A 20,016-nucleotide genomic window follows, 5' to 3' on the forward strand; every position below is an offset into this window, starting at 1 on the left:
GTTCTTATTTTCAAGAAATATAATCTTTAGAATGCTTTGTTCATAATGCGCTTTTGAAAGTTAATGGTTTTTATATAAATTAATTATGAAATTTTGTTTTCTATCTTTATAGCAATGTATGTATACTCGTACGTGTAGAGTACCTTAAATATCATTTAAAACTATTTCTCAGTTATGGTAAATATAAGCTAACAAAATTTTAAAAAATATTACAATAATATAAATATTTAAGTGTGAATGAAATACTAGTATATTATAAATTTACAAGTCAGTATATTTCTGGCTTATTTGTTATAAAGTTATTACAGTCATTTATAAAAATAAGTATTTATAGTTTTGATGTAGTAATTTTATATAAAGTATTTCAACATTTATAATAAGTAAATTTTAATTTTGTTTATCGTGCTGGATAATATTTGAAGTTATTTTAGAATCTAGCAAGTTGAATAAATACTGTATGTATTAATAGTCGTATATTTGACTAAATACGTCACAGTATACTTAGAAATATTTAAAATGATGTAGTATCATACAATACGGATAAATAAATATATTTTATTGTATATTGTTACATCCTTTATACATAAATAATAGATAAGGGTTTTATTATGGTTAAGAAGATTGTTGCTCTATTTGCAACATTGTTCCTAGGTTTGTCTTTAGTAGCTTGCTCTAGCGATTCTGCTGAAACAAAGACTTTCGTTAAAGAAGGAAATGGCGTTAATTCAACATTGGTATACTACTACTCTGGCGATGAAGTAAGTAAGCAAACATTTGAAAATACTTTGGATTTGGCTGAGATTAAGAAAACAACAAAGATTGATGTTGAAGGCGTAAAAGCTCAAATTAAACAGCTAGGTAAACAGTACGAAGGTGTTAAAGGTATCGACTATAAGCTAGATATTAACGGCGATAAAGTTGTAGAAAAAGGCACAGTTGACTACAAAAACCTAGATTTTGCTAAGGCAAAGCAAATTAAAAGCATTATGCTAACAGGTGACGGTAAACAAAAAATTAGTATGAAGAAATCTGAAGAATCCGTTCTTAAAGCAGGATTTACAGAAAAGAAGTAGTTCTTACTGATTAATACTTTTAATGGGTGTGGCTTTGTGTCACACCCATTTTGCTGTTAAGGTATGTGAGTTTTGTAATTTTGTATTTTTGTCGAATTTTGATTTTGATTTGGTGTATTGTTTTTATCTGGATGCCGTTTTAATACGTGAGTAATGTACTAATGTTAAGTGTGTTTTGTGTAACTGTTTTGTAAATAGGTTATTTTATTTAAGTTGTTTTATTACAATAAAAGATAGATTCGTTTTGTTTAAGCTCTTTGTGAAATGGTGAAATTTTATGTTTAGGAAACTCTTTACAAGTTTGATTATTCTTGCCTTAGGTTTGTTGATGACAGGTTGTAGTAGTTCTGACTTTTTAGATAATAATAAATCTGCTGTTTCAAAAGAGTCTGATAAAAAGAATAAGCCTTTAGCGTTTAAGAAATTTTACAATAATAGTACAAAAGGTAGGAAAACATATTATATTTATTACGATAATGACAATAATGTTGTTAAATATACGTATGAATCTAGCTTAGACTTACAAGAAATAAAAGCTGCTCATCCTGAGGTTGATTTTGAAAAACTTACTCAAAACCTCATGGCACTTGAAGAGCAGATTGCTGGACATGAACACACTCTGTCGCTTTCAAATGATACTCTCATTGAGAAACAAATTGTAGATTATTCTAGTTTAGACTTTGAGAAAGCTAAAAAATAGAAGACGATATTTATGTCGAAAAATGATGGTAGGAGAGTTAGAGTTAATGAATTTGTTAAGTATTTGCTTTCGAAAGGATTTACTGAAGAAAAGTAGATATATTTAGCTGTTTATTAGCGAGTTTTTTATGTGCCTTAGAATGTGGTTTATTTGTTGGTAAGTTTTTTTGTGTGTTTGTCTCTTTAGGTGTTTGTATGTTTTTTAGGGTGTTTCCTTAGGTATTTTGTGGGTTTTATATTTTTTTCATTTTGATTTCTGGGTGTGATAGGACGTATATGTCAATAGAATTCCCTCAGCTGAAAATTGAAGTGACTAAATGTAATAGTTTTGGCTAAATTTTATAATTTTGTAAGCATTTAGGTGATATTTTTATGTTGAGTAAAACCGGAAAGTCTATAAAATAATACTTAGTCGCTTTTTTACCTATTTTCCGACTAAAAAGTTGATATTTTAAGCTTTTAGGTATAAATTTAATCTCAGTGCCCACATCGGGTTGCTACTTTTATGTCTCGTTTTTGTTTTCTCGAGATACGGACTCTTAGCTGTTAGCAGAGTTCCAGGACGTTATTACCATAGCGGTCTGGCCCTTTCTAGGTAGGAGTCTGTCTAAGTAGGGCTAGATGAGGAGCTATGGTTATTATTTTTTAACCAGCCTCTTTTAGAGGTTTAGTGAAATGTAAGATTTATCGAGACGGAGACGTAGTGCCTACGATACAGCAGCTGGTCCGTAAGGGTCGCAGCGTAAAGGCTGGAAAGACAAAGACTCCAGCCCTAAAAGGTAGCCCACAGCGCCGCGGTGTTTGTACTCGTGTATATACAACAACACCAAAGAAGCCTAACTCAGCGCTTCGCAAGGTAGCTCGTGTGCGTTTATCCAGTGGTATTGAAGTTACCGCTTATATTCCAGGTGAAGGTCACAACCTACAGGAACACTCAATCGTTCTTGTTCGTGGTGGACGTGTAAAGGATCTTCCAGGTGTTCGTTATAAGATCATCCGTGGTGCATTGGATACACAGGGTGTTCGTGATCGCAAGCAGGCTCGTAGCCGCTATGGTGCAAAGAAGGAGAAGAAGTAATGCCTCGTAAAGGTCCGGCTCCTAAACGCCCATTGGTTATTGACCCAGTTTACAACTCTCCAGTTGTTACACAGCTAATTAACCGTGTTTTGTTGGACGGTAAAAAGTCAATCGCTCAGAGCATTGTTTATGGTGCTTTGGAAGGTGTTCGCACAAAAGCTGATCAGGATCCAGTAGTTGTTCTAAAGCGTGCTTTGGATAACTTGCGTCCACAGCTTGAAGTTCGTTCACGTCGTGTTGGTGGTGCAACATACCAGGTTCCAGTTGAAGTTCGTGCATCACGTGCAACAACTTTGGCTCTACGCTGGTTGGTTGACTACTCACGTCAGCGTCGTGAAAAGACTATGACAGAACGCTTGCAGAATGAAATTCTTGATGCTGCTAACGGCCTAGGTGCTGCAGTTAAGCGTCGTGAAGACATGCATAAGATGGCTGAATCCAATAAGGCATTCGCTCACTATCGCTGGTAATATTCAGCTGTATTTTATTACTTTTATCGAAAGGGTTGTCCCGTGGCACTTGACGTGCTTACTGACCTAAAAAAGGTTCGCAACATCGGCATCATGGCTCACATTGATGCTGGTAAAACAACTGTTACTGAACGTATCTTGTTCTATACAGGTATTAACTACAAAATTGGTGAAACACATGATGGTGCTTCAACAATGGACTGGATGGAACAAGAACAAGAGCGTGGTATTACAATTACTTCTGCTGCTACAACATGTTTCTGGAAGAACAACCAGGTTAACATTATTGATACACCAGGACACGTTGACTTCACAGTAGAAGTTGAACGTTCATTGCGTGTTCTAGACGGCGCTGTTGCTGTTTTCGACGGTAAAGAAGGTGTTGAACCTCAGTCTGAAACAGTTTGGCGCCAAGCAGATAAATACGATGTACCACGTATTTGCTTCATCAACAAGATGGATAAACTAGGTGCTGACTTCTATTTCTCAGTACAGACCATTCGTGATCGTCTAAACGCAACACCAATTGTTATGACTTTGCCAATCGGTGCTGAAAACGATTTCGCTGGCGTTATCGACCTTATGAAGATGAAGGCTATTCGTTTCCCAGAAAAAGATGCTGATGGTAAAGAAACCAAGGGTTCTGTACTAGTTGAGGAAGAAATTCCAGCTGACTTGCAGGAAAAGGCTGAAGAATACCGCGAAATGTTGGTTGAAGCAGCTGCTGAAGGTACAGAAGAACTTATGGAAATTTACCTAGAAAACGGTGAACTTACAAACGAACAGATCAAAGAAGGTGTTCGTGCGTTAACAGTTTCATCACAGGCATATCCAGTATTCTGTGGTTCTGCTTTCAAGAACAAGGGTGTACAGGTAATGCTTGATGGTGTTGTTGACTATCTACCATCACCTCTTGATGTTCCAGCCGTTGAAGGTACAGAAGTTAATGACGAAGAGTCTGTAATCTCACGTAAAGCTGATGCAAGTGAACCATTTGCTGCTTTGGCTTTCAAAGTTGCAGCACATCCATTCTATGGAAAACTAACATACATTCGTGTTTATTCCGGTAAAGTTTCTCAGAGTGCTCAGGTTATGAACTCAACTAAGGGCAAGAAGGAACGTATCGGTAAAATGTTCCAGATGCACTCCAACAAGGAAAATCCTGTTGAAGAAGCAACAGCTGGACATATTTACGCATTTATTGGTTTGAAGGATGTTACAACTGGTGACACATTGTGTGCAATTGATTCTCCAATTGTTTTGGAATCAATGACATTCCCAGATCCAGTTATCCACGTTTCCATTGAACCTAAGACAAAGTCTGACCAAGAAAAGCTATCAATTGCTATTCAGAAACTAGCTGAAGAAGATCCAACCTTCACAGTTAAGTTGGACGAAGAAACAGGTCAAACAGTTATTGGTGGTATGGGTGAACTTCACCTAGATATCATCGTTGACCGTATGCGTCGTGAATTCAAAGTTGAAGCTAACGTAGGTAACCCACAGGTTGCTTACCGTGAAACCATTCGTAAGACTGTTGAAAAAGTTGAATATACACACAAGAAGCAGTCTGGTGGTTCTGGTCAGTTCGCTAAGGTTCAAGTTACATTTGAACCACTTGAAACAACTTCAGAGAAGTTCTACGAATTTGAAAACCAAATTACTGGTGGTCGTGTTCCACGTGAATACATTCCTTCAGTTGATGTTGGTATTCAAGACGCAATGCAGTCTGGTGTCCTAGCAGGTTATCCACTTGTAGGTATCAAGGCTATTTTGGTCGATGGTGCATACCATGACGTTGACTCCTCTGAAATGGCCTTCAAGATTGCCGGTACTATGGTTCTAAAGGAAGGTGCAAAGCGCGCTAATCCAGTTCTTCTAGAACCTATCATGGCAGTTGAAGTTCGTACACCTGAAGAATATATGGGTGATGTTATTGGTGACCTAAACTCCCGTCGTGGTGCTATCCAGTCAATGGATGACGCTTCTGGTGTTAAGGTTATTCGTGCTCAGGTACCTTTGTCTGAAATGTTTGGTTATATTGGCGACTTGCGTTCAAAGACTCAAGGTCGTGCTGTATACTCCATGCAATTCGATACATATGCTGAGGTTCCACGTAACGTTTCTGAAGAAATTATTGCTAAATCACGTGGCGAATAGTTTCTTTAGGATAAAAAATTAAAAAAGTAATTTATCCGACGTAGTTAACTCTTAGCATTAATGACAATTAGGTGATAAAGTAGTAATGTAATTACCTAAATTACGGGTTTAAAGTTAACTACCAGAGTCCAGGAGGACACAAGTGGCTAAGGCCAAGTTTGAACGTACCAAACCACACGTAAATATCGGTACAATTGGTCACGTTGACCATGGTAAGACAACTCTTACCGCTGCTATCACAAAGGTACTACATGACAAGTACCCAGAATTGAATGAATTCACACCATTCGATCAGGTTGATAACGCTCCAGAAGAGCGCGACCGTGGTATTACAATTAACGTTTCACACGTTGAATACCAGACAGACAAGCGTCACTATGCACACGTTGATGCTCCAGGTCACGCTGACTATATCAAGAACATGATTACAGGTGCTGCACAGATGGACGGTGCTATTCTTGTTGTTGCTGCAACAGATGGTCCAATGGCACAGACACGTGAACACGTTCTACTAGCTCGCCAGGTTGGTGTTCCATACCTATTGGTAGCTCTAAACAAGTCAGACATGGTTGATGACGAAGAAATGCTAGAACTAGTTGAAGAAGAAGTTCGCGATCTTCTATCATCACAGGGCTTCCCAGGTGAAGATGCTCCAGTTGTTCGCGTTTCAGCTCTAAAGGCTCTAGAAGGCGACGCTGAATGGGCAAAGAAAGTTGAAGAACTAATGGAAGCTGTCGACGAATTCGTTCCAGAACCAGTTCGTGACATGGACAAGCCATTCTTGATGCCTATTGAAGACGTTTTCACAATCACAGGCCGTGGTACAGTTGTTACTGGTCGTGTTGAACGTGGTAAGCTACCAATCAACTCAGAAGTTGAAATTTTAGGTATTCGTGAACCACAGAAGACAACTGTTACAGGTATCGAAATGTTCCACAAGTCAATGGACGAAGCATGGGCAGGCGAAAACTGCGGTCTTCTATTGCGTGGTACAAAGCGTGACGAAGTTGAACGTGGTCAGGTTGTTGCAGCTGTTGGCTCAATCACACCTCACACCAAGTTCGAAGGTCAAGTCTACATCCTAACAAAGGATGAAGGTGGCCGCCACAAGTCATTCTACGATGGTTACCGTCCACAGTTCTACTTCCGTACAACTGACGTAACAGGTATCATCAACCTTCCAGAAGGTACAGAAATGGTTATGCCAGGTGACACAACTGATATTAGTGTTGAACTAATCCAGCCAATTGCTATGGAAAAGGGTCTAGGCTTCGCTATTCGTGAAGGTGGCCGTACAGTTGGTTCAGGTCGTGTTACAGAAGTTATCGAATAATTCAGATAATTCGACTTTACTTTAATAAAAATGGGATTCACTTTTTGTGAATCTCATTTTTATTTTAAATATCCTTTTTGATATACTTTATGCAATTGTCTTATTTAGGGCGTTTGGAGTATTACCCATGAGTATAAAAGATACATTAGAGTACGGTATAGAGCAGGATGGTTGGGAATCTGTACATAGGATTATTTTTCCAATATCAGCCAATTATGACCGTGGTATTTTATATACTCAAGATGGTAGTGACAAATATAAGGTTTCCCCTAAATATCTTAAAGTAAATGAAACTTCTTACTATAGTGCAATACTATCTCCTAGTTCACACTTAAGTTTTGCTACTTATTTTAATTCTTTCCCTGCTGCTTATTGGAAGCATTGGACTCATGTAAATAAAGTTAGATTATTTGTTAAGATTTCTGGTTCTGGAAAGATTTTGCTGTATAAATCTAATGTTAAAGGTGATTGTATTCTTTTAGATTCCAAAGAGTTTTCTATGAACTCTGAGGTAAGTAATAGAAATTTTGTAGTCGTTGAGGGTGGAAATACTAAGAACTCTGCAGATTTTGAAGTTGAAGGTGAAACTGGCAACAAGTCTTTAGGCGCTGTGGCTGAGGACAGAAGTGATAAAAACTCTTTAGATGTTGAGAATAGAAATACTACTAATTCTGCAGGCGTTGAGGATAACCATAGTTCTAACATCTTTTATTTTGATGTTTCATTAAATAGTTTTTCCAGCGGGGGATATTTATGGTTTGATGTAGTGTCTGATGATGTTGAAGTGATAGTAGAATCTGCTTCTTGGTGTGTGCCTATCTTAGAGCGAAGAGTCACCCAAAAAACTCATTCTAATATTGGTATCACTACTTTCAATATGGGTGTTGAATGCATTGCACAACTTGAACGATTACAGTGCAACGAAAAGCTGATGGATCGTATTTGCCAGATAACTCTTGTTGATCAGGGTACGAATAAAGTGCGTGATACTCAAGGATATGAAGAACAAGCTGAGAAACTAGCTGAAAAGTTTAAGCTTATTGAACAACCTAATTTGGGTGGTTCTGGCGGATTTTCTCGCAGTATGTATGAGATGTTGAATAATCCTAATGCTGATTATGTTTTGCTTTTGGACGATGATGCTGTTGCTGAACCTGAAAGTATATTGCGTGCTATCCAGTTTGCTGATTACACTTGCGACCCAACTATAGTTGGCGGTCATATGTTTAACTTAAATGATCCGACCGTTTTGCATTCTTTAGGCGAAAGAGTAGGAGGACGCATATTTTTCTGGGGGGCAGTTGATTCTACTTTAAGTAATATAGATTTTAGAGGTAAGTCAATCCGCTCCAATATTGCTTTGAATAAGCGTATCGATGTTGGATATAACGGCTGGTGGATGTGCTTAATTCCTAAGGAAGTTGTAGAAAGTATTGGTTTATCTTTGCCTATTTTTATCAAGTGGGATGACGCTGAATACGGTATGCGTGCTGCGAATGCTGGATTTTCAACTGTTTCCATGCCTGGTGTAGCTGTTTGGCATTTGCCTTGGACTATAAAGAATGACAGGGTTGATTGGCAAGCTTATTATCATCAACGAAATAGGTGGATTACGGCTTTTGTGTCCAGTGATAGAAAGAGAGCTGGTTGGCTAGGTATACATAGTTTTGCAAACGATCTTGTACATTTGATTTCTATGCAGTATACACCTGTTAAACTGCGTAACTTAGCTTTGAAAGATTTACTTGTGGGTCCTTATCACTTGCATAAGACTATTATTAGTCGAGCAAAGCAGGTGCGTGAGGAAATAAAATCTAATCCAGATACAGTTATTCATTCTAACGAGAGTTTACATGAGCAGTTTGGTGAAGCTTTGTATGATTTACCTTTGGATAATGTTTCTCATAAGAAGATTGGAAGTGCAGGTTGGTTTTTTGCTAGTGTGAAGATTGTTTTACATCAGTTTAGGAAACCTAATAAGACCTATATTTCTGTTCCGAGGGAAAGAGTTAGTGCCGATAATGGTCGTTGGTGGGGGATAGGATTAAAAGATTCTGTTTTAGTGAATACACCTGATGGTTTAGGTGCATGGTGGTATAAGCGAAATCGTAGAAAATTTGTGATGAATTTGTATTATAGTGTCAAGTTACATTTGCGTGTTCGTAAAGAATGGGACATTTTGAAAAAAGTTTACAGTGATGCTTTGCCAGATATTACTTCGCCTGAAAGTTGGAAAGAAATTTTTGAGAGCAGATAGTTAGTGTTGTTGGATTTGTGATAATTTATTGTCTATTTAGTTGTATTAGGTAACTTTACTGCCAAGTTTTGTTAGTTTTAGGTACTTGGTACTTTTGGTATGCATGGTTAGTGTATGGTGTGTATTTAAAAGTTTTATTTATCAGGGTATTTATGGCTGTATTTGTTGATGTGGGAAAGTGTTTAAAAATCTCTGAAGGATTGTTTAACAATATTTTATAATTACATTATTGTAATTTGTTTTACGATTTTTCAAAGTTACTTTTAGATAAAACATTGAATTTTAGCCGTTATCCTGCATTCGGGCGTGTCTAGAAAAGTTCCATTATCCCGCATTCGGGCGTGTCGTGTGAAAAAACTTTGACATTTAGGCAAAAAAGTAGGTAAAGTATATAGTCGAGTCTGTTTGACTACCTTTAAAAAGTTTTCATGACAGATTCAGCCATTTAGAAATATTTATCATTTTGATACAAATATTTGTAGATGGTGGACCATGTGTCCTTGTTGTTTATAATCGTTTCCACTAGGAACATGACAGTTTTGTAACAGTCTTTCTTAAGTGAAATACGACATCAAAACTTGATTGATATCTATTGGTGGTACTACGAAGAAGAGGTAAAACGGTATGGCGGGACAAAAAATCCGCATCCGGTTGAAGTCCTATGACCACGAAGTCATTGACAATTCAGCACGTAAAATTGTTGAAACTGTGACTCGTGCTGGCGCTACAGTCGTTGGACCAGTGCCATTGCCGACTGAAAAGAACGTATTTTGCGTTATTAGGTCGCCACATAAGTATAAGGACAGCCGCGAGCACTTTGAAATGCGCACTCACAAGCGGCTTATCGACATTATCGATCCATCTCCAAAGGCAGTTGATTCACTAATGCGTCTTGACTTGCCAGCGGATGTAAATATCGAGATTAAGCTCTGAGGAATCTGCAATGACTATGACCTACAAGCAGGTTGCCGCAACTAAAGCGTTGCTAGGCACAAAGCTAGGTATGACTCAAGCATGGAATGAAGACGGTCGTGTCGTTCCATTGACAGTCGTACAGGTGGGCACCAACGTCGTTACGCAGGTGCGCACTATTGAAACAGACGGCTACGAAGCCGTACAAATTGGATATGGCGAATTGGACCCACGCAGGGTAACAAAGCCACTATCAGGTCACTTCGCAAAGGCAGGCGTAACACCACGTCGCCATCTAGTCGAAGTGCGCACATCGGATGCATCCTCCTACGAATTGGGTCAGGAATTAACAGCTGAAACATTCGAAGTAGGCGCTGCAGTCGATGTTACAGGTAAGACCAAGGGTAAAGGTACAGCTGGTGTTATGAAGCGTCACGGCTTCGCTGGTGTATCAGCTTCCCACGGTGCTCACCGAAATCACCGCAAGCCAGGTTCAATTGGTGCTTGCGCTACTCCAGGACGCGTTTTCAAAGGCCTACGCATGGCAGGTCGCATGGGTAACGTTCGTCACACAGTCCAGAATCTAACAGTTCATGCTGTAGACGTGGAAAAGGGTCTAGTTCTACTAGCTGGTCCAGTTCCAGGTCCAAAGGGCTCAGTTGTTATGATTCGTAACGCAGCGAAAGGCATGTGATTATGGCTGAAATGACAATCGATATCCTAGATGCTTCTGGAAAGAAGAATGGTTCAGCTGTTCTACCAGCTGATGTTTTTGACGTTGTTACAAACGTTCCATTGATTCACCAAGTTGTGGTGGCTCAATTAGCTGCTGCTCGTCAGGGTACACACGCTACTAAGACACGTGCGATGGTATCTGGTGGTGGTAAGAAACCTTACCGTCAGAAAGGTACAGGTCGTGCTCGTCAGGGTTCTACTCGTGCTCCACAGTTTGCTGGTGGTGGCACAGTACACGGTCCACAGCCTCGTGATTACTCACAGCGCACACCTAAGAAGATGAAAGCTGCCGCTCTACGTGGTGCTTTGTCAGATAGGGCCCGTGCAGGACGTGTACACGTTGTTACAGGTTTTGTTGCAGGTGAAAAGCCATCAACAAAGGTTGCTTTGTCAACTTTGAATGCTGTAACACCACGCTCAGCTTTGGTTGTTTTGCACCGTGGTGCTGATGTTGATGCACTATCTTTGCGTAACTTGCCAAACGTACATGCACTTTGGGTAGATCAGCTAAACACATATGATGTTTTGGTATATGACGATGTCGTATTCACCTCAACTGCTCTAGATCTATTCTTGGGTAATAATGAGGGGGTAAACTAATGAGTTTAGAACTTACTAAGAACCCACGCGACATTATTCTAAAACCTGTCGTGTCTGAAAAATCGTACAATCTAATGGATCAAGGAAAATACACATTCCTTGTAGATCCACGAGCAAATAAGACAGAAATTAAGATTGCAATCGAAAAGATTTTTGATGTCAAGGTCTCATCTGTCAACACAGCAAACCGTTTGGGTAAAGTAAAGCGTACTCGTAACGGTTTTGGTAAGCGTAAGGACACCAAGCGCGCAATTGTTACATTGCGTGAAGGTACTATCGACATCTTTGGCGAGTTGGCTGGATAGCCGCCGCTAAGAGAATAAAGGATCAATATGGGAATCCGTAAATATAAGCCAACTACCCCGGGTCGCCGTGGTAGTAGTGTGGCCGACTTTGCCGAGATCACCCGCTCTGAGCCGGAGAAGTCGCTGGTTCGTCCGTTGACAAAGACCGGCGGCCGTAACTCAAACGGTCGAGTGACATCTCGTCATCGCGGTGGTGGCCACAAGAGAGCCTACCGCATTATTGACTTCCGTCGTCATGATAAAGACGGTGTACCAGCAAAGGTCGCACACATTGAGTACGATCCAAACCGTACTGCACGTATTGCTCTATTGCACTATGCAGACGGCGAAAAACGTTACATTATTGCTCCAGCAAAACTAAGCCAGGGCGATATTGTTGAAAACGGACCTAAAGCTGATATCAAGCCAGGTAACAACTTGCCTCTACGCAATATCCCACTAGGTACAGTTATCCACGCTGTGGAACTAAAGCCAGGTGGCGGTGCTAAGATCGCTCGTTCTGCTGGTTCATCAGTACAGCTAGTAGCTAAAGAAGGTCGTTTCGCTCAGTTGCGTATGCCATCTGGTGAAATTCGTAACGTTGATGCACGTTGTCGCGCATCCATTGGTGAAGTAGGCAACGCTGAACAGTCCAACATTAACTGGGGTAAAGCCGGTCGTATGCGTTGGAAGGGCCGTCGCCCACATGTTCGCGGTGTTGTCATGAACCCAGTGGATCACCCACATGGTGGTGGTGAAGGACGCACCTCAGGTGGTCGTCACCCAGTTAGCCCATGGGGTAAGCCAGAAGGCCGTACACGTCGTCCAAATAAGCCAAGTGATAAGCTCATTGTACGTCGTCGCCGTACTGGTAAGAAGCGCTGATAGGGGAATACGATGCCACGTAGTTTGAAAAAGGGACCTTTCGTTGATGAACATCTAATGAAAAAAGTAGATGCTGAAAATGAAAAAGGTACAAAGAACGTCATCAAGACCTGGTCACGTCGTTCGGTTATTACACCAGACTTTCTAGGTCACACTTTTGCAGTGCATGATGGTCGTAAGCATGTAACAGTTTTCGTAACTGAATCCATGGTTGGCCATAAACTCGGAGAGTTCGCTCCAACTCGTACTTTCCGTGGACATGTTAAGGAAGACCGCAAAGGACGTCGTCGTTAAGACGCGACCTCTGACGAGCGAAAATTAAAGTAAGGCAGGAATACATGAACGCCAAGGCGCAGGCACGATTCGTGCGTGTTACGCCAATGAAAGCACGTCGTGTTGTTGATATTATTCGCAACAAGGGTGCAATTGAGGCCGTAAACGTACTGCGTTACGCTCCTCAGGCTGTAGCGGTTGATGTCCGCAAAGTTCTTGAGAGCGCAATTGCCAACGCAAAGGTTAAGGCTGAAAAAGCCGGAACAGTTTTTAATGAAGCCGAACTAGTTATTGTTGAGGCTTTCGTAGATGGTGGACCAACAATGAAACGTTACCGTGCACGTGCACAGGGACGTGGTGGACGTATTTTGAAGCGTACATCACACATTACAATCGTTGTTGGCACAAAGAGTGAGAAGGGGGACCAGTAAGATGGGTCAGAAGGTAAACCCAACTGGGTTCCGTCTAGGTATCACAACTGAATACCGTTCACGCTGGTTCGCTGATTCCACAGATAAAGGACAGCGTTACTCCGATTATGTTCGTGAAGATGTTGAAATCCGTAAGCTAATGACAGCTCGACTAGAGCGCGCTGGTATTTCACATGTAGACATCGAACGTACTCGTGACCGTGTTCGCATCGACCTACACACAGCCCGTCCAGGCATTGTTATTGGTCGTCGTGGTACAGAAGCTGATCGTCTACGTAGCCAGTTAGAAAAGCTAACAGGCAAGCAAGTTCAGCTAAACATTCTTGAAGTAAAGAATCCAGAAATCGACGCACAGCTTGTTGCTCAGGGTATTGCTGAGCAGTTGACATCACGTGTCTCATTCCGTCGCGCAATGCGTAAGGGAATTCAAGCTGCTCTACGTTCAGGTGCCAAAGGTATCCGCGTCCAGTGCTCTGGTCGTTTGGGTGGTGCTGAAATGAGCCGCGCCGAATTCTATCGTGAAGGTCGTGTGCCATTGCATACACTTCGCGCAAATATTGACTATGGCTTCTATGAAGCTCACACAACTTTCGGCCGTATTGGTGTGAAAGTTTGGATTTATAAGGGCGACGTTACCGAAAAAGAATTTGCACGTTTGCAGGCTGAACAAGGCTCTCGCGGACGTCGTGGTGACCGTCGTGGTGGTTCTCGCCGTCAGCGTGATAACGCTAAGCAGGTTAAGAACGCTCAAACACCAGCACCTGAAGCAAAAACTGAAACAGAAGGAACGGAGGCCTAATAGTGTTAATCCCACGTAGGACCAAGTTCCGTCGTCAGCACCGTCCACATCGTACAGGTATGTCAAAAGGTGGAACTGAGGTAGTATTCGGTCAGTATGGTATTCAGGCTCTAGAACCTGCATACATCACTAACCGCCAGATCGAGGCAGCCCGTATCGCTATGACACGTCATGTCAAGCGTGGTGGTAAGGTTTGGATTAATATTTTCCCAGACCGTCCTCTAACAAAGAAACCAGCTGAAACTCGTATGGGTTCAGGTAAAGGTTCCCCAGAATGGTGGGTAGCACCAGTAAAGCCAGGTCGAATTATGTTCGAATTGGCTGGCGTACCGGAGCCGCTAGCACGCGAAGCTATGCGTCGTGCAATGCACAAGCTCCCAATGAAGACTCGTTTTGTTGTCCGTGAGGGTGGTGAAGACTGATGGCTATCGGTTCTGAAGGACTACGTCCAACTGACCTCGATGAGATGGATGACATCCGTCTAGCACAGGAACTGGAAAAGGCGAAAGCTGAACTATTCAACTTGCGATTTTCGCAGGCAACTGGTCAGCTTGAAGACCACGGCCGTATTAAGGCTGTTCGCCGCGATATTGCCCGTATCTACACGATTGCGCGTGAACGCGAATTAGGAATTCGCACTGCGCCAGAGTCTGAGAAGTGAGCGTAAACGTGAGCGAAAATAACGAAAAGGTCGTACGCAATGACCGTAAAGTACGTCGTGGTTACGTCGTAAGTGACAAAATGGACAAAACCATTGTTGTCGAGGTTGAAGAACGAGTAAAGCACGCTCTTTACGGTAAAGTTGTTCGTAGATCAAAGAAGGTTAAGGCACACGACGAAAACAGCATTGCTGCAGTCGGTGACTTAGTCCGCATTATGGAAACTCGTCCACTAAGTGCAACAAAGCACTGGCGTTTGGTCGAGATTATTGAGAAGGCTAAGTAAGCCCTTCTACTAAAAGAAGTCCAAATCCGTTCGGCTAGGCTCGTAAAAGACGAGAACCGGCACGACGACAGGAGAAAGAATGATTCAGCAGGAGTCGCGACTAAAAGTTGCCGACAACACAGGTGCAAAAGAAATTCTATGTATCCGTGTTCTAGGTGGTTCAGGTCGCCGCTACGCGGGAATCGGTGACATCATCGTCGCCACAGTAAAGGATGCTATTCCTGGTGGCAACGTTAAGAAGGGTGATGTCGTCAAGGCAGTGGTTGTTCGTACAGCTAAAGAACGCCGCCGCCCAGACGGTTCCTACATACGTTTCGATGAGAACGCAGCCGTTATTCTCAAAAATAAAGACGGAGATCCACGCGGTACACGTATTTTCGGCCCAGTAGGTCGTGAACTACGTGAAAAGAAATTCATGCGTATTATCTCCTTGGCTCCGGAGGTGATTTAATAATGGCGTCCAAAATTAAAAAGGGCGACCTCGTACAGGTCATCTCTGGTAAAGACAAAGGTAAACAAGGTCGTGTTACCAACGTTGATAAGTTACGTGATCGCGTAACAGTTGAAGGCGTTCAGCTTGTAACACGTCACCTTCGTCAAGGACAAAACGGTTCTTCCGGAGGTATCCAGACAGTCGAGGCCCCAATTCATATTAGTAACGTTATGCTAGTTGACCCTGAAACAAAGAAGCCAACACGCGTTGGTTTCCGCGAAGAAGAGGTTACACGTGGTGGACGTAAGCGTGTTGTACGTATACGTGTCGCCAAGAAGTCAGGAAAGGATGTTGAGTAATGAGTGATCTAACACCTCGTCTCAAGACTCGCTATAAAGAGGAAATCCTTCCTAAGCTACGTGAAGAGTTTGGTCACAAAAACATCCATCAGGTTGGCGGTCTAGTAAAGATCGTAGTCAACATGGGTGTTGGTGAAGCTGCACGCGACTCAAAGCAAATTGAAGGTGCGGTTCGTGACTTGACAGCTATTACTGGTCAAAAGCCAGTTGTTACAAAAGCTCGTAAGTCAATTGCACAGTTCAAACTACGTGAAGGTCAGCCAATTGGTGCTCACGTTACACTACGTGGAGATCGCATGTGGGAATTCCTAGATCGTTTGTTATCTTTGGCATTGCCACGTATTCGTGACTTCCGTGGTCTATCCTCAAAACAGTTTGATGGTAACGGAAACTACACATTCGGTTTGACTGAACAATCAATGTTCCATGAGATTGACCAGGATGCCATTGACCGTGTACGCGGTATGGATATTACTGTTGTCACCTCTGCAACAACCGATGAAGAAGGACGTGCATTGTTGCGTCATCTAGGTTTCCCATTCAAGGAGGACTAATATGGCAAAGACCTCACTAAAGATTAAAGCAGCACGTAAACCAAAATTTGCTGTACGTGCATACACACGCTGTCAGCGTTGTGGTCGTCCACACTCTGTGTACCGCAAATTCGGCTTATGCCGTATTTGTCTTCGTGAGATGGCTCATGCGGGCCAGCTCCCAGGTGTAAGCAAGTCTAGCTGGTAACAACTACGTCGTAGGTCTCTGGTTGATAACTGGGAAACCGCGATGAGGAAGGGCTGTAGCCCAAAATGACTATGACAGATCCAATCGCAGATATGTTAACTCGTCTGCGTAATGCCAATTCGGCACATCACGATTCGGTTTCAATGCCTTATTCAAAGCTAAAAGCCGCAATCGCTAACATTTTGAAGACTGAAGGTTATATTGCTGACTGGTCTGAAGAAGAAGCACGCGTAGGTAAAACACTTACATTGACACTAAAGTACAGCGCTAATCGCGAACGTGCTATTTCAGGTATCAAACGTGTTTCAAAGCCTGGTATGCGTATTTACGCAAAATCCACTAAGCTACCTAAGGTTCTTGGTGGGCTAGGTGTTGCAATTTTGTCCACATCCTCAGGTCTACTAACAGACCGTGAGGCATCCGAGAAGGGTGTGGGTGGGGAAGTCCTCGCCTACATCTGGTAAGAATGGAGGCTGAATAAAATGTCGAGAATCGGCAAGATTCCAGTATCCATTCCAGCAGGTGTGGACGTTAAGCTTGAAGGCTCAACACTAACTGTCAAGGGTCCTAAAGGTGAATTGACTCACCAGATCCCTGAACAGATTACTGTAACTTTGGCAGAAAACGAAGTAGTTGTAACACGTAATGGTGAAGATCGCCTACCTCGTTCACTACACGGTCTAACTCGTACACTAATTTCCAACATGGTTATTGGTGTTACAGCAGGTTTCGAAAAGAAACTTGAAATTGTTGGTACAGGTTACCGTGTTGCTGCTAAAGGTCAAGGTATTGAACTAGCACTAGGTTTCTCTCACCCAGTCGTTGTTGAACCACCAGCTGGTATTACACTAGCTGTTGAAGGCACAACAAAGATTACTGTTTCTGGTATCAGCAAGCAGCAGGTCGGAGAAGTCGCAGCAAATATTCGCAAGATTCGTAAGCCTGAACCATACAAAGGTAAAGGTATTCGATATGCTGGTGAACATGTCCGTCGCAAGGTTGGAAAGGCTGGTAAGTAATAATGGCTTACTCGATCGCAGGAAAGGGAAAGGCTGTTGCTCGTAAGCGTCGCCATATTCGTGTACGCAAGCGTGTAAATGGTTCTTCAGAACGTCCTCGTTTGGTCGTAACACGTTCCAACCGCCACATGGTTGCTCAAATAATCGATGACACTAAAGGTCACACATTGGTTTCTGCTTCAACTCTTGAAGCAGTTGCTAAGGGCTTTGAAGGTACAAAGGTTGAAGCAGCTCGTGAAGTTGGTAAGCGTATTGCTGAACGTGCCCAAGCTTCAGGCATTACTACTGTAGTATTTGACCGCGGTGGTAACAAATATCATGGTCGCGTAGCGGCTGTCGCAGAAGGTGCCCGTGAGGGTGGCTTAAGCTTATAATCCCCGGAAGAGAGTAGAGGAATACTGATGGCTGCAACGCAGCGTGTAAAGAATGGTCAGGCCTCAGCCGAGGGTCGCGACGAAGAACGTCGCGAACGCAGGGGAGGACGCCGTGAAGAGCGCCGTGACAATCGTCGTGGTGAAGAAAGAAATCAATATATTGAGCGTGTTGTTACTATCAACCGCGTTTCCAAGGTTGTAAAGGGTGGACGTCGTTTCTCCTTTACAGCTCTAGTAGTTGTCGGTGACGGTGAAGGTACCGTTGGCGTAGGCTATGGAAAAGCTAAAGAAGTTCCAGCCGCTATTGCTAAAGGCATTGAAGAAGCTAAGAAAAACTTCTTCAACATTCCAATGATTCGTCGCACAATTCCTCACCTAGTTCAAGGTGAAGATGCTGCTGGCGTAGTTTTGTTGCGTCCTGCATCTCCAGGTACTGGTGTTATCGCTGGTGGTCCTGTTCGTGCGGTACTTGAATGCGCTGGTATTCATGACGTACTAAGTAAATCACTTGGTTCTGCTAATGCAATAAATATCGTTCATGCAACCGTAGATGCACTAAAGCAACTAGAACAGCCAGAAGCTGTTGCTGCTCGCCGTGGTTTGCCATTGGAGCGTGTTGCTCCAGCAGCTATGCTACGTGCACGTGCAGAAGGTGAAGCTGAAAAGCGTGCTACTCGTGAAGCAAAGGTCGGTGAATAATGGCTCAGCTAAAGATTACACAGACTAAGTCTTCAATTGGTGGTAAGCGTAACCAGCGTGAAACTCTTCGCACTCTAGGTTTGCATCGTATTGGTCAGACAGTAGTTCGTGAAGACAACGCTCAGGTTCGTGGAATGATCCATGTTGTTTCACACCTAGTGAAGGTTGAGGAGGACAACTGATTATGGCTGATGAAAAAGTACAGACTTTGAAAGTTCACCATTTGCGTCCAGCACCAGGTGCTAAGACAGCTAAGACTCGTGTGGGTCGTGGTGAAGCTTCTAAAGGTAAGACAGCTGGTCGTGGTACTAAAGGTACAAAGGCTCGTTATCAAGTTTCAGCACGCTTTGAAGGTGGTCAGATGCCATTGCATATGCGCCTTCCAAAGTTGCGTGGATTCAAGAATCCATTCCGTGTTGAATACCAAGTAGTAAACTTGGAAAAACTTGTTGAACTTTTCCCAGAAGGTGGCAAAGTAACTGTTGCTGACTTGGTAGAAAAGGGAGCTGTTCGCGACAAGAATCTTGTTAAAGTTCTTGGTACAGGCGAAGTTTCTGTAAAGTTTGAACTTGAAGTTGATGCAGCTTCTGCATCTGCTAAAGACAAGATTGAAAAGGCTGGCGGTAGCGTTAACATTGTTACTCGCTAAAGTTTGTTTTTTAGTTTGGGTGGTATATATTGCCACCCAAATTTTTTTAAAAAAATTTGTAGAGTTTAATCAAAAATAACTGAAAAGTTTAACTAGATTTATTGTAGTTTGCAGTCGGAATTACAATCATGTCTCTAAAAGTTGTATTAGATAACTTAACACTAACAACATAGCGAAAACTTAAACAGGTTACTATGGATATAAATTTAAAACAGGTATTTAAATTTATTTATGAAGTGACCATTTGCTGTTTTATGGGATAGTCAAGTTTTTAAATATAGGCATTTATATTTGTGAAATCTGCTTTATTGCAAGAAAATGTGTAGTTATTTTGAGGATAAAGTTATTTTGTCCTGTAGTGGATAAAAATAATTCATTCTACGCCTAGGTATTTTCTAAATTAGACAGAAAGCAAAAGTATATTTGTACTGTTATATCAGATAGTATTTCTAGCCATTTTATTAAGCTTGGTATTCCTAATAGGCAATGAAGATTTTGGAATTTTCGCAAAAGTATATAGTTCTTTCATTTAAAGATAGAGCTTTTGGGAAAATGGAGGGTTCTTTTATTGAGAAAATAGTGCTTTTCTTACTAAGAGGCTATACTGCTTTTGCTACTTTAAAGAGTAGCTCCTTTGGATACTGAGGAGATATCAGGGGCTACCATTATGAAAAAATAGTCATGCCTAAGATTATTGTTATAAATTCGATTTTTTAGAAAACAAATCAAGTAAAACGAGTTCTTTTCTATCAGAGTATGAATAAAAACTGCTCGCATTGCGTGTGGTTTACAAATGTATTATTGAGCG

The 20,016-nt window shown here is 41.9% G+C and carries 28 protein-coding genes; all 28 read left to right on the top strand.

Annotated features, from left to right (window positions below; all coding sequences use genetic code 11):
* Positions 1 to 608: 608 nt before the first annotated feature.
* The 28 genes from HCQ94_RS00545 (at position 609) to rplO (ending at position 19,208) form a co-directional block, all read left to right on the top strand.
* Positions 609 to 1,073: a DUF1307 domain-containing protein gene (locus HCQ94_RS00545; RefSeq protein ID WP_166979168.1), complete on the top strand. Its 465-nt coding sequence runs from the start codon at positions 609 to 611 to the stop codon at positions 1,071 to 1,073.
* A 277-nt stretch (positions 1,074 to 1,350) separates the two neighbouring features.
* Complete coding sequence (locus tag HCQ94_RS00550) at positions 1,351 to 1,773, top strand: DUF1307 domain-containing protein (RefSeq protein WP_166982941.1); 423 nt, start codon at positions 1,351 to 1,353, stop codon at positions 1,771 to 1,773.
* Positions 1,774 to 2,475: 702 nt separating this feature from the next.
* Positions 2,476 to 2,850: a 30S ribosomal protein S12 gene (gene rpsL / locus HCQ94_RS00555; protein WP_166979296.1), complete on the top strand. Its 375-nt coding sequence runs from the start codon at positions 2,476 to 2,478 to the stop codon at positions 2,848 to 2,850.
* Positions 2,850 to 3,320, top strand: coding sequence for a 30S ribosomal protein S7 (rpsG, locus tag HCQ94_RS00560; protein WP_166979174.1), 471 nt, complete (start codon positions 2,850 to 2,852; stop codon positions 3,318 to 3,320). The genes rpsL and rpsG overlap by 1 nt, the downstream gene beginning before the upstream one ends.
* 42 nt (positions 3,321 to 3,362) lie before the next feature.
* On the top strand, positions 3,363 to 5,480 hold the full coding sequence (gene fusA / locus HCQ94_RS00565; protein ID WP_166982943.1) for an elongation factor G: 2,118 nt from the start codon (positions 3,363 to 3,365) through the stop codon (positions 5,478 to 5,480).
* Between the two features lie 142 nt (positions 5,481 to 5,622).
* The gene (gene tuf, locus HCQ94_RS00570) at positions 5,623 to 6,813 is read left to right on the top strand and encodes an elongation factor Tu (RefSeq protein WP_166979180.1); all 1,191 of its coding nucleotides are present in this window, start codon (positions 5,623 to 5,625) and stop codon (positions 6,811 to 6,813) included.
* Positions 6,814 to 6,940: 127 nt separating this feature from the next.
* Entirely contained in the window at positions 6,941 to 9,070 is a 2,130-nt protein-coding gene (locus HCQ94_RS00575; protein ID WP_166982945.1) for a glycosyltransferase, read from the top strand.
* A 624-nt stretch (positions 9,071 to 9,694) separates the two neighbouring features.
* Complete coding sequence (gene rpsJ / locus HCQ94_RS00580; protein WP_166979186.1) at positions 9,695 to 10,003, top strand: 30S ribosomal protein S10; 309 nt, start codon at positions 9,695 to 9,697, stop codon at positions 10,001 to 10,003.
* Positions 10,004 to 10,013: 10 nt separating this feature from the next.
* Positions 10,014 to 10,676: a 50S ribosomal protein L3 gene (rplC, locus tag HCQ94_RS00585; protein WP_232525731.1), complete on the top strand. Its 663-nt coding sequence runs from the start codon at positions 10,014 to 10,016 to the stop codon at positions 10,674 to 10,676.
* Positions 10,677 to 10,678: 2 nt separating this feature from the next.
* The gene (gene rplD / locus HCQ94_RS00590) at positions 10,679 to 11,317 is read left to right on the top strand and encodes a 50S ribosomal protein L4 (protein ID WP_196373610.1); all 639 of its coding nucleotides are present in this window, start codon (positions 10,679 to 10,681) and stop codon (positions 11,315 to 11,317) included.
* Positions 11,317 to 11,622, top strand: coding sequence for a 50S ribosomal protein L23 (gene rplW / locus HCQ94_RS00595; protein WP_166979192.1), 306 nt, complete (start codon positions 11,317 to 11,319; stop codon positions 11,620 to 11,622). Before rplD ends, rplW begins: the two co-directional genes overlap by 1 nt.
* A gap of 27 nt (positions 11,623 to 11,649) precedes the next feature.
* A complete protein-coding gene (gene rplB / locus HCQ94_RS00600; protein ID WP_166979195.1) occupies positions 11,650 to 12,486 on the top strand; it encodes a 50S ribosomal protein L2 in 837 nt (278 codons plus the stop codon).
* Positions 12,487 to 12,498: 12 nt separating this feature from the next.
* On the top strand, positions 12,499 to 12,780 hold the full coding sequence (gene rpsS, locus HCQ94_RS00605; protein WP_166979198.1) for a 30S ribosomal protein S19: 282 nt from the start codon (positions 12,499 to 12,501) through the stop codon (positions 12,778 to 12,780).
* Between the two features lie 44 nt (positions 12,781 to 12,824).
* Positions 12,825 to 13,190, top strand: a complete 366-nt coding sequence (gene rplV, locus HCQ94_RS00610; protein WP_166979201.1) for a 50S ribosomal protein L22 — start codon at positions 12,825 to 12,827, stop codon at positions 13,188 to 13,190.
* Between the two features lies 1 nt (position 13,191).
* Positions 13,192 to 13,989: a 30S ribosomal protein S3 gene (gene rpsC / locus HCQ94_RS00615; RefSeq protein ID WP_166979204.1), complete on the top strand. Its 798-nt coding sequence runs from the start codon at positions 13,192 to 13,194 to the stop codon at positions 13,987 to 13,989.
* A gap of 2 nt (positions 13,990 to 13,991) precedes the next feature.
* Positions 13,992 to 14,411 (top strand): 50S ribosomal protein L16, encoded by a 420-nt coding sequence (rplP, locus tag HCQ94_RS00620; protein ID WP_166979206.1) that lies wholly within the window; start codon positions 13,992 to 13,994, stop codon positions 14,409 to 14,411.
* Positions 14,411 to 14,650, top strand: coding sequence for a 50S ribosomal protein L29 (gene rpmC, locus HCQ94_RS00625; RefSeq protein WP_166979209.1), 240 nt, complete (start codon positions 14,411 to 14,413; stop codon positions 14,648 to 14,650). The genes rplP and rpmC overlap by 1 nt, the downstream gene beginning before the upstream one ends.
* Before the next feature lie 8 nt (positions 14,651 to 14,658).
* Entirely contained in the window at positions 14,659 to 14,934 is a 276-nt protein-coding gene (gene rpsQ, locus HCQ94_RS00630; RefSeq protein ID WP_166979212.1) for a 30S ribosomal protein S17, read from the top strand.
* A gap of 79 nt (positions 14,935 to 15,013) precedes the next feature.
* Positions 15,014 to 15,385, top strand: coding sequence for a 50S ribosomal protein L14 (rplN, locus tag HCQ94_RS00635; RefSeq protein WP_166979215.1), 372 nt, complete (start codon positions 15,014 to 15,016; stop codon positions 15,383 to 15,385).
* Between the two features lie 2 nt (positions 15,386 to 15,387).
* Positions 15,388 to 15,726, top strand: a complete 339-nt coding sequence (rplX, locus tag HCQ94_RS00640) for a 50S ribosomal protein L24 (protein WP_166979218.1) — start codon at positions 15,388 to 15,390, stop codon at positions 15,724 to 15,726.
* Positions 15,726 to 16,280, top strand: coding sequence for a 50S ribosomal protein L5 (rplE, locus tag HCQ94_RS00645; RefSeq protein ID WP_166979221.1), 555 nt, complete (start codon positions 15,726 to 15,728; stop codon positions 16,278 to 16,280). Before rplX ends, rplE begins: the two co-directional genes overlap by 1 nt.
* A 1-nt stretch (position 16,281) precedes the next feature.
* Positions 16,282 to 16,467, top strand: a complete 186-nt coding sequence (locus tag HCQ94_RS00650; protein WP_166979224.1) for a type Z 30S ribosomal protein S14 — start codon at positions 16,282 to 16,284, stop codon at positions 16,465 to 16,467.
* Between the two features lie 65 nt (positions 16,468 to 16,532).
* Positions 16,533 to 16,931: a 30S ribosomal protein S8 gene (gene rpsH, locus HCQ94_RS00655; RefSeq protein WP_166979227.1), complete on the top strand. Its 399-nt coding sequence runs from the start codon at positions 16,533 to 16,535 to the stop codon at positions 16,929 to 16,931.
* A gap of 18 nt (positions 16,932 to 16,949) precedes the next feature.
* The gene (gene rplF, locus HCQ94_RS00660) at positions 16,950 to 17,486 is read left to right on the top strand and encodes a 50S ribosomal protein L6 (RefSeq protein ID WP_166979230.1); all 537 of its coding nucleotides are present in this window, start codon (positions 16,950 to 16,952) and stop codon (positions 17,484 to 17,486) included.
* Between the two features lie 2 nt (positions 17,487 to 17,488).
* Positions 17,489 to 17,860, top strand: a complete 372-nt coding sequence (rplR, locus tag HCQ94_RS00665; protein ID WP_166979233.1) for a 50S ribosomal protein L18 — start codon at positions 17,489 to 17,491, stop codon at positions 17,858 to 17,860.
* A gap of 27 nt (positions 17,861 to 17,887) precedes the next feature.
* A complete protein-coding gene (gene rpsE / locus HCQ94_RS00670) occupies positions 17,888 to 18,559 on the top strand; it encodes a 30S ribosomal protein S5 (RefSeq protein WP_166979236.1) in 672 nt (223 codons plus the stop codon).
* The gene (gene rpmD / locus HCQ94_RS00675; RefSeq protein WP_166979239.1) at positions 18,559 to 18,741 is read left to right on the top strand and encodes a 50S ribosomal protein L30; all 183 of its coding nucleotides are present in this window, start codon (positions 18,559 to 18,561) and stop codon (positions 18,739 to 18,741) included. Before rpsE ends, rpmD begins: the two co-directional genes overlap by 1 nt.
* A 2-nt stretch (positions 18,742 to 18,743) precedes the next feature.
* Positions 18,744 to 19,208 carry a 50S ribosomal protein L15 gene (gene rplO / locus HCQ94_RS00680; protein ID WP_166979242.1) on the top strand — a complete coding sequence of 155 codons (465 nt, stop codon included), beginning with the start codon at positions 18,744 to 18,746 and terminating at the stop codon, positions 19,206 to 19,208.
* The last annotated feature ends 808 nt before the right edge of the window (positions 19,209 to 20,016 follow it).

The sequence above is a fragment of the Actinomyces sp. zg-332 genome, assembly GCF_011751945.2.
Taxonomy (GTDB): domain Bacteria; phylum Actinomycetota; class Actinomycetes; order Actinomycetales; family Actinomycetaceae; genus ZJ293.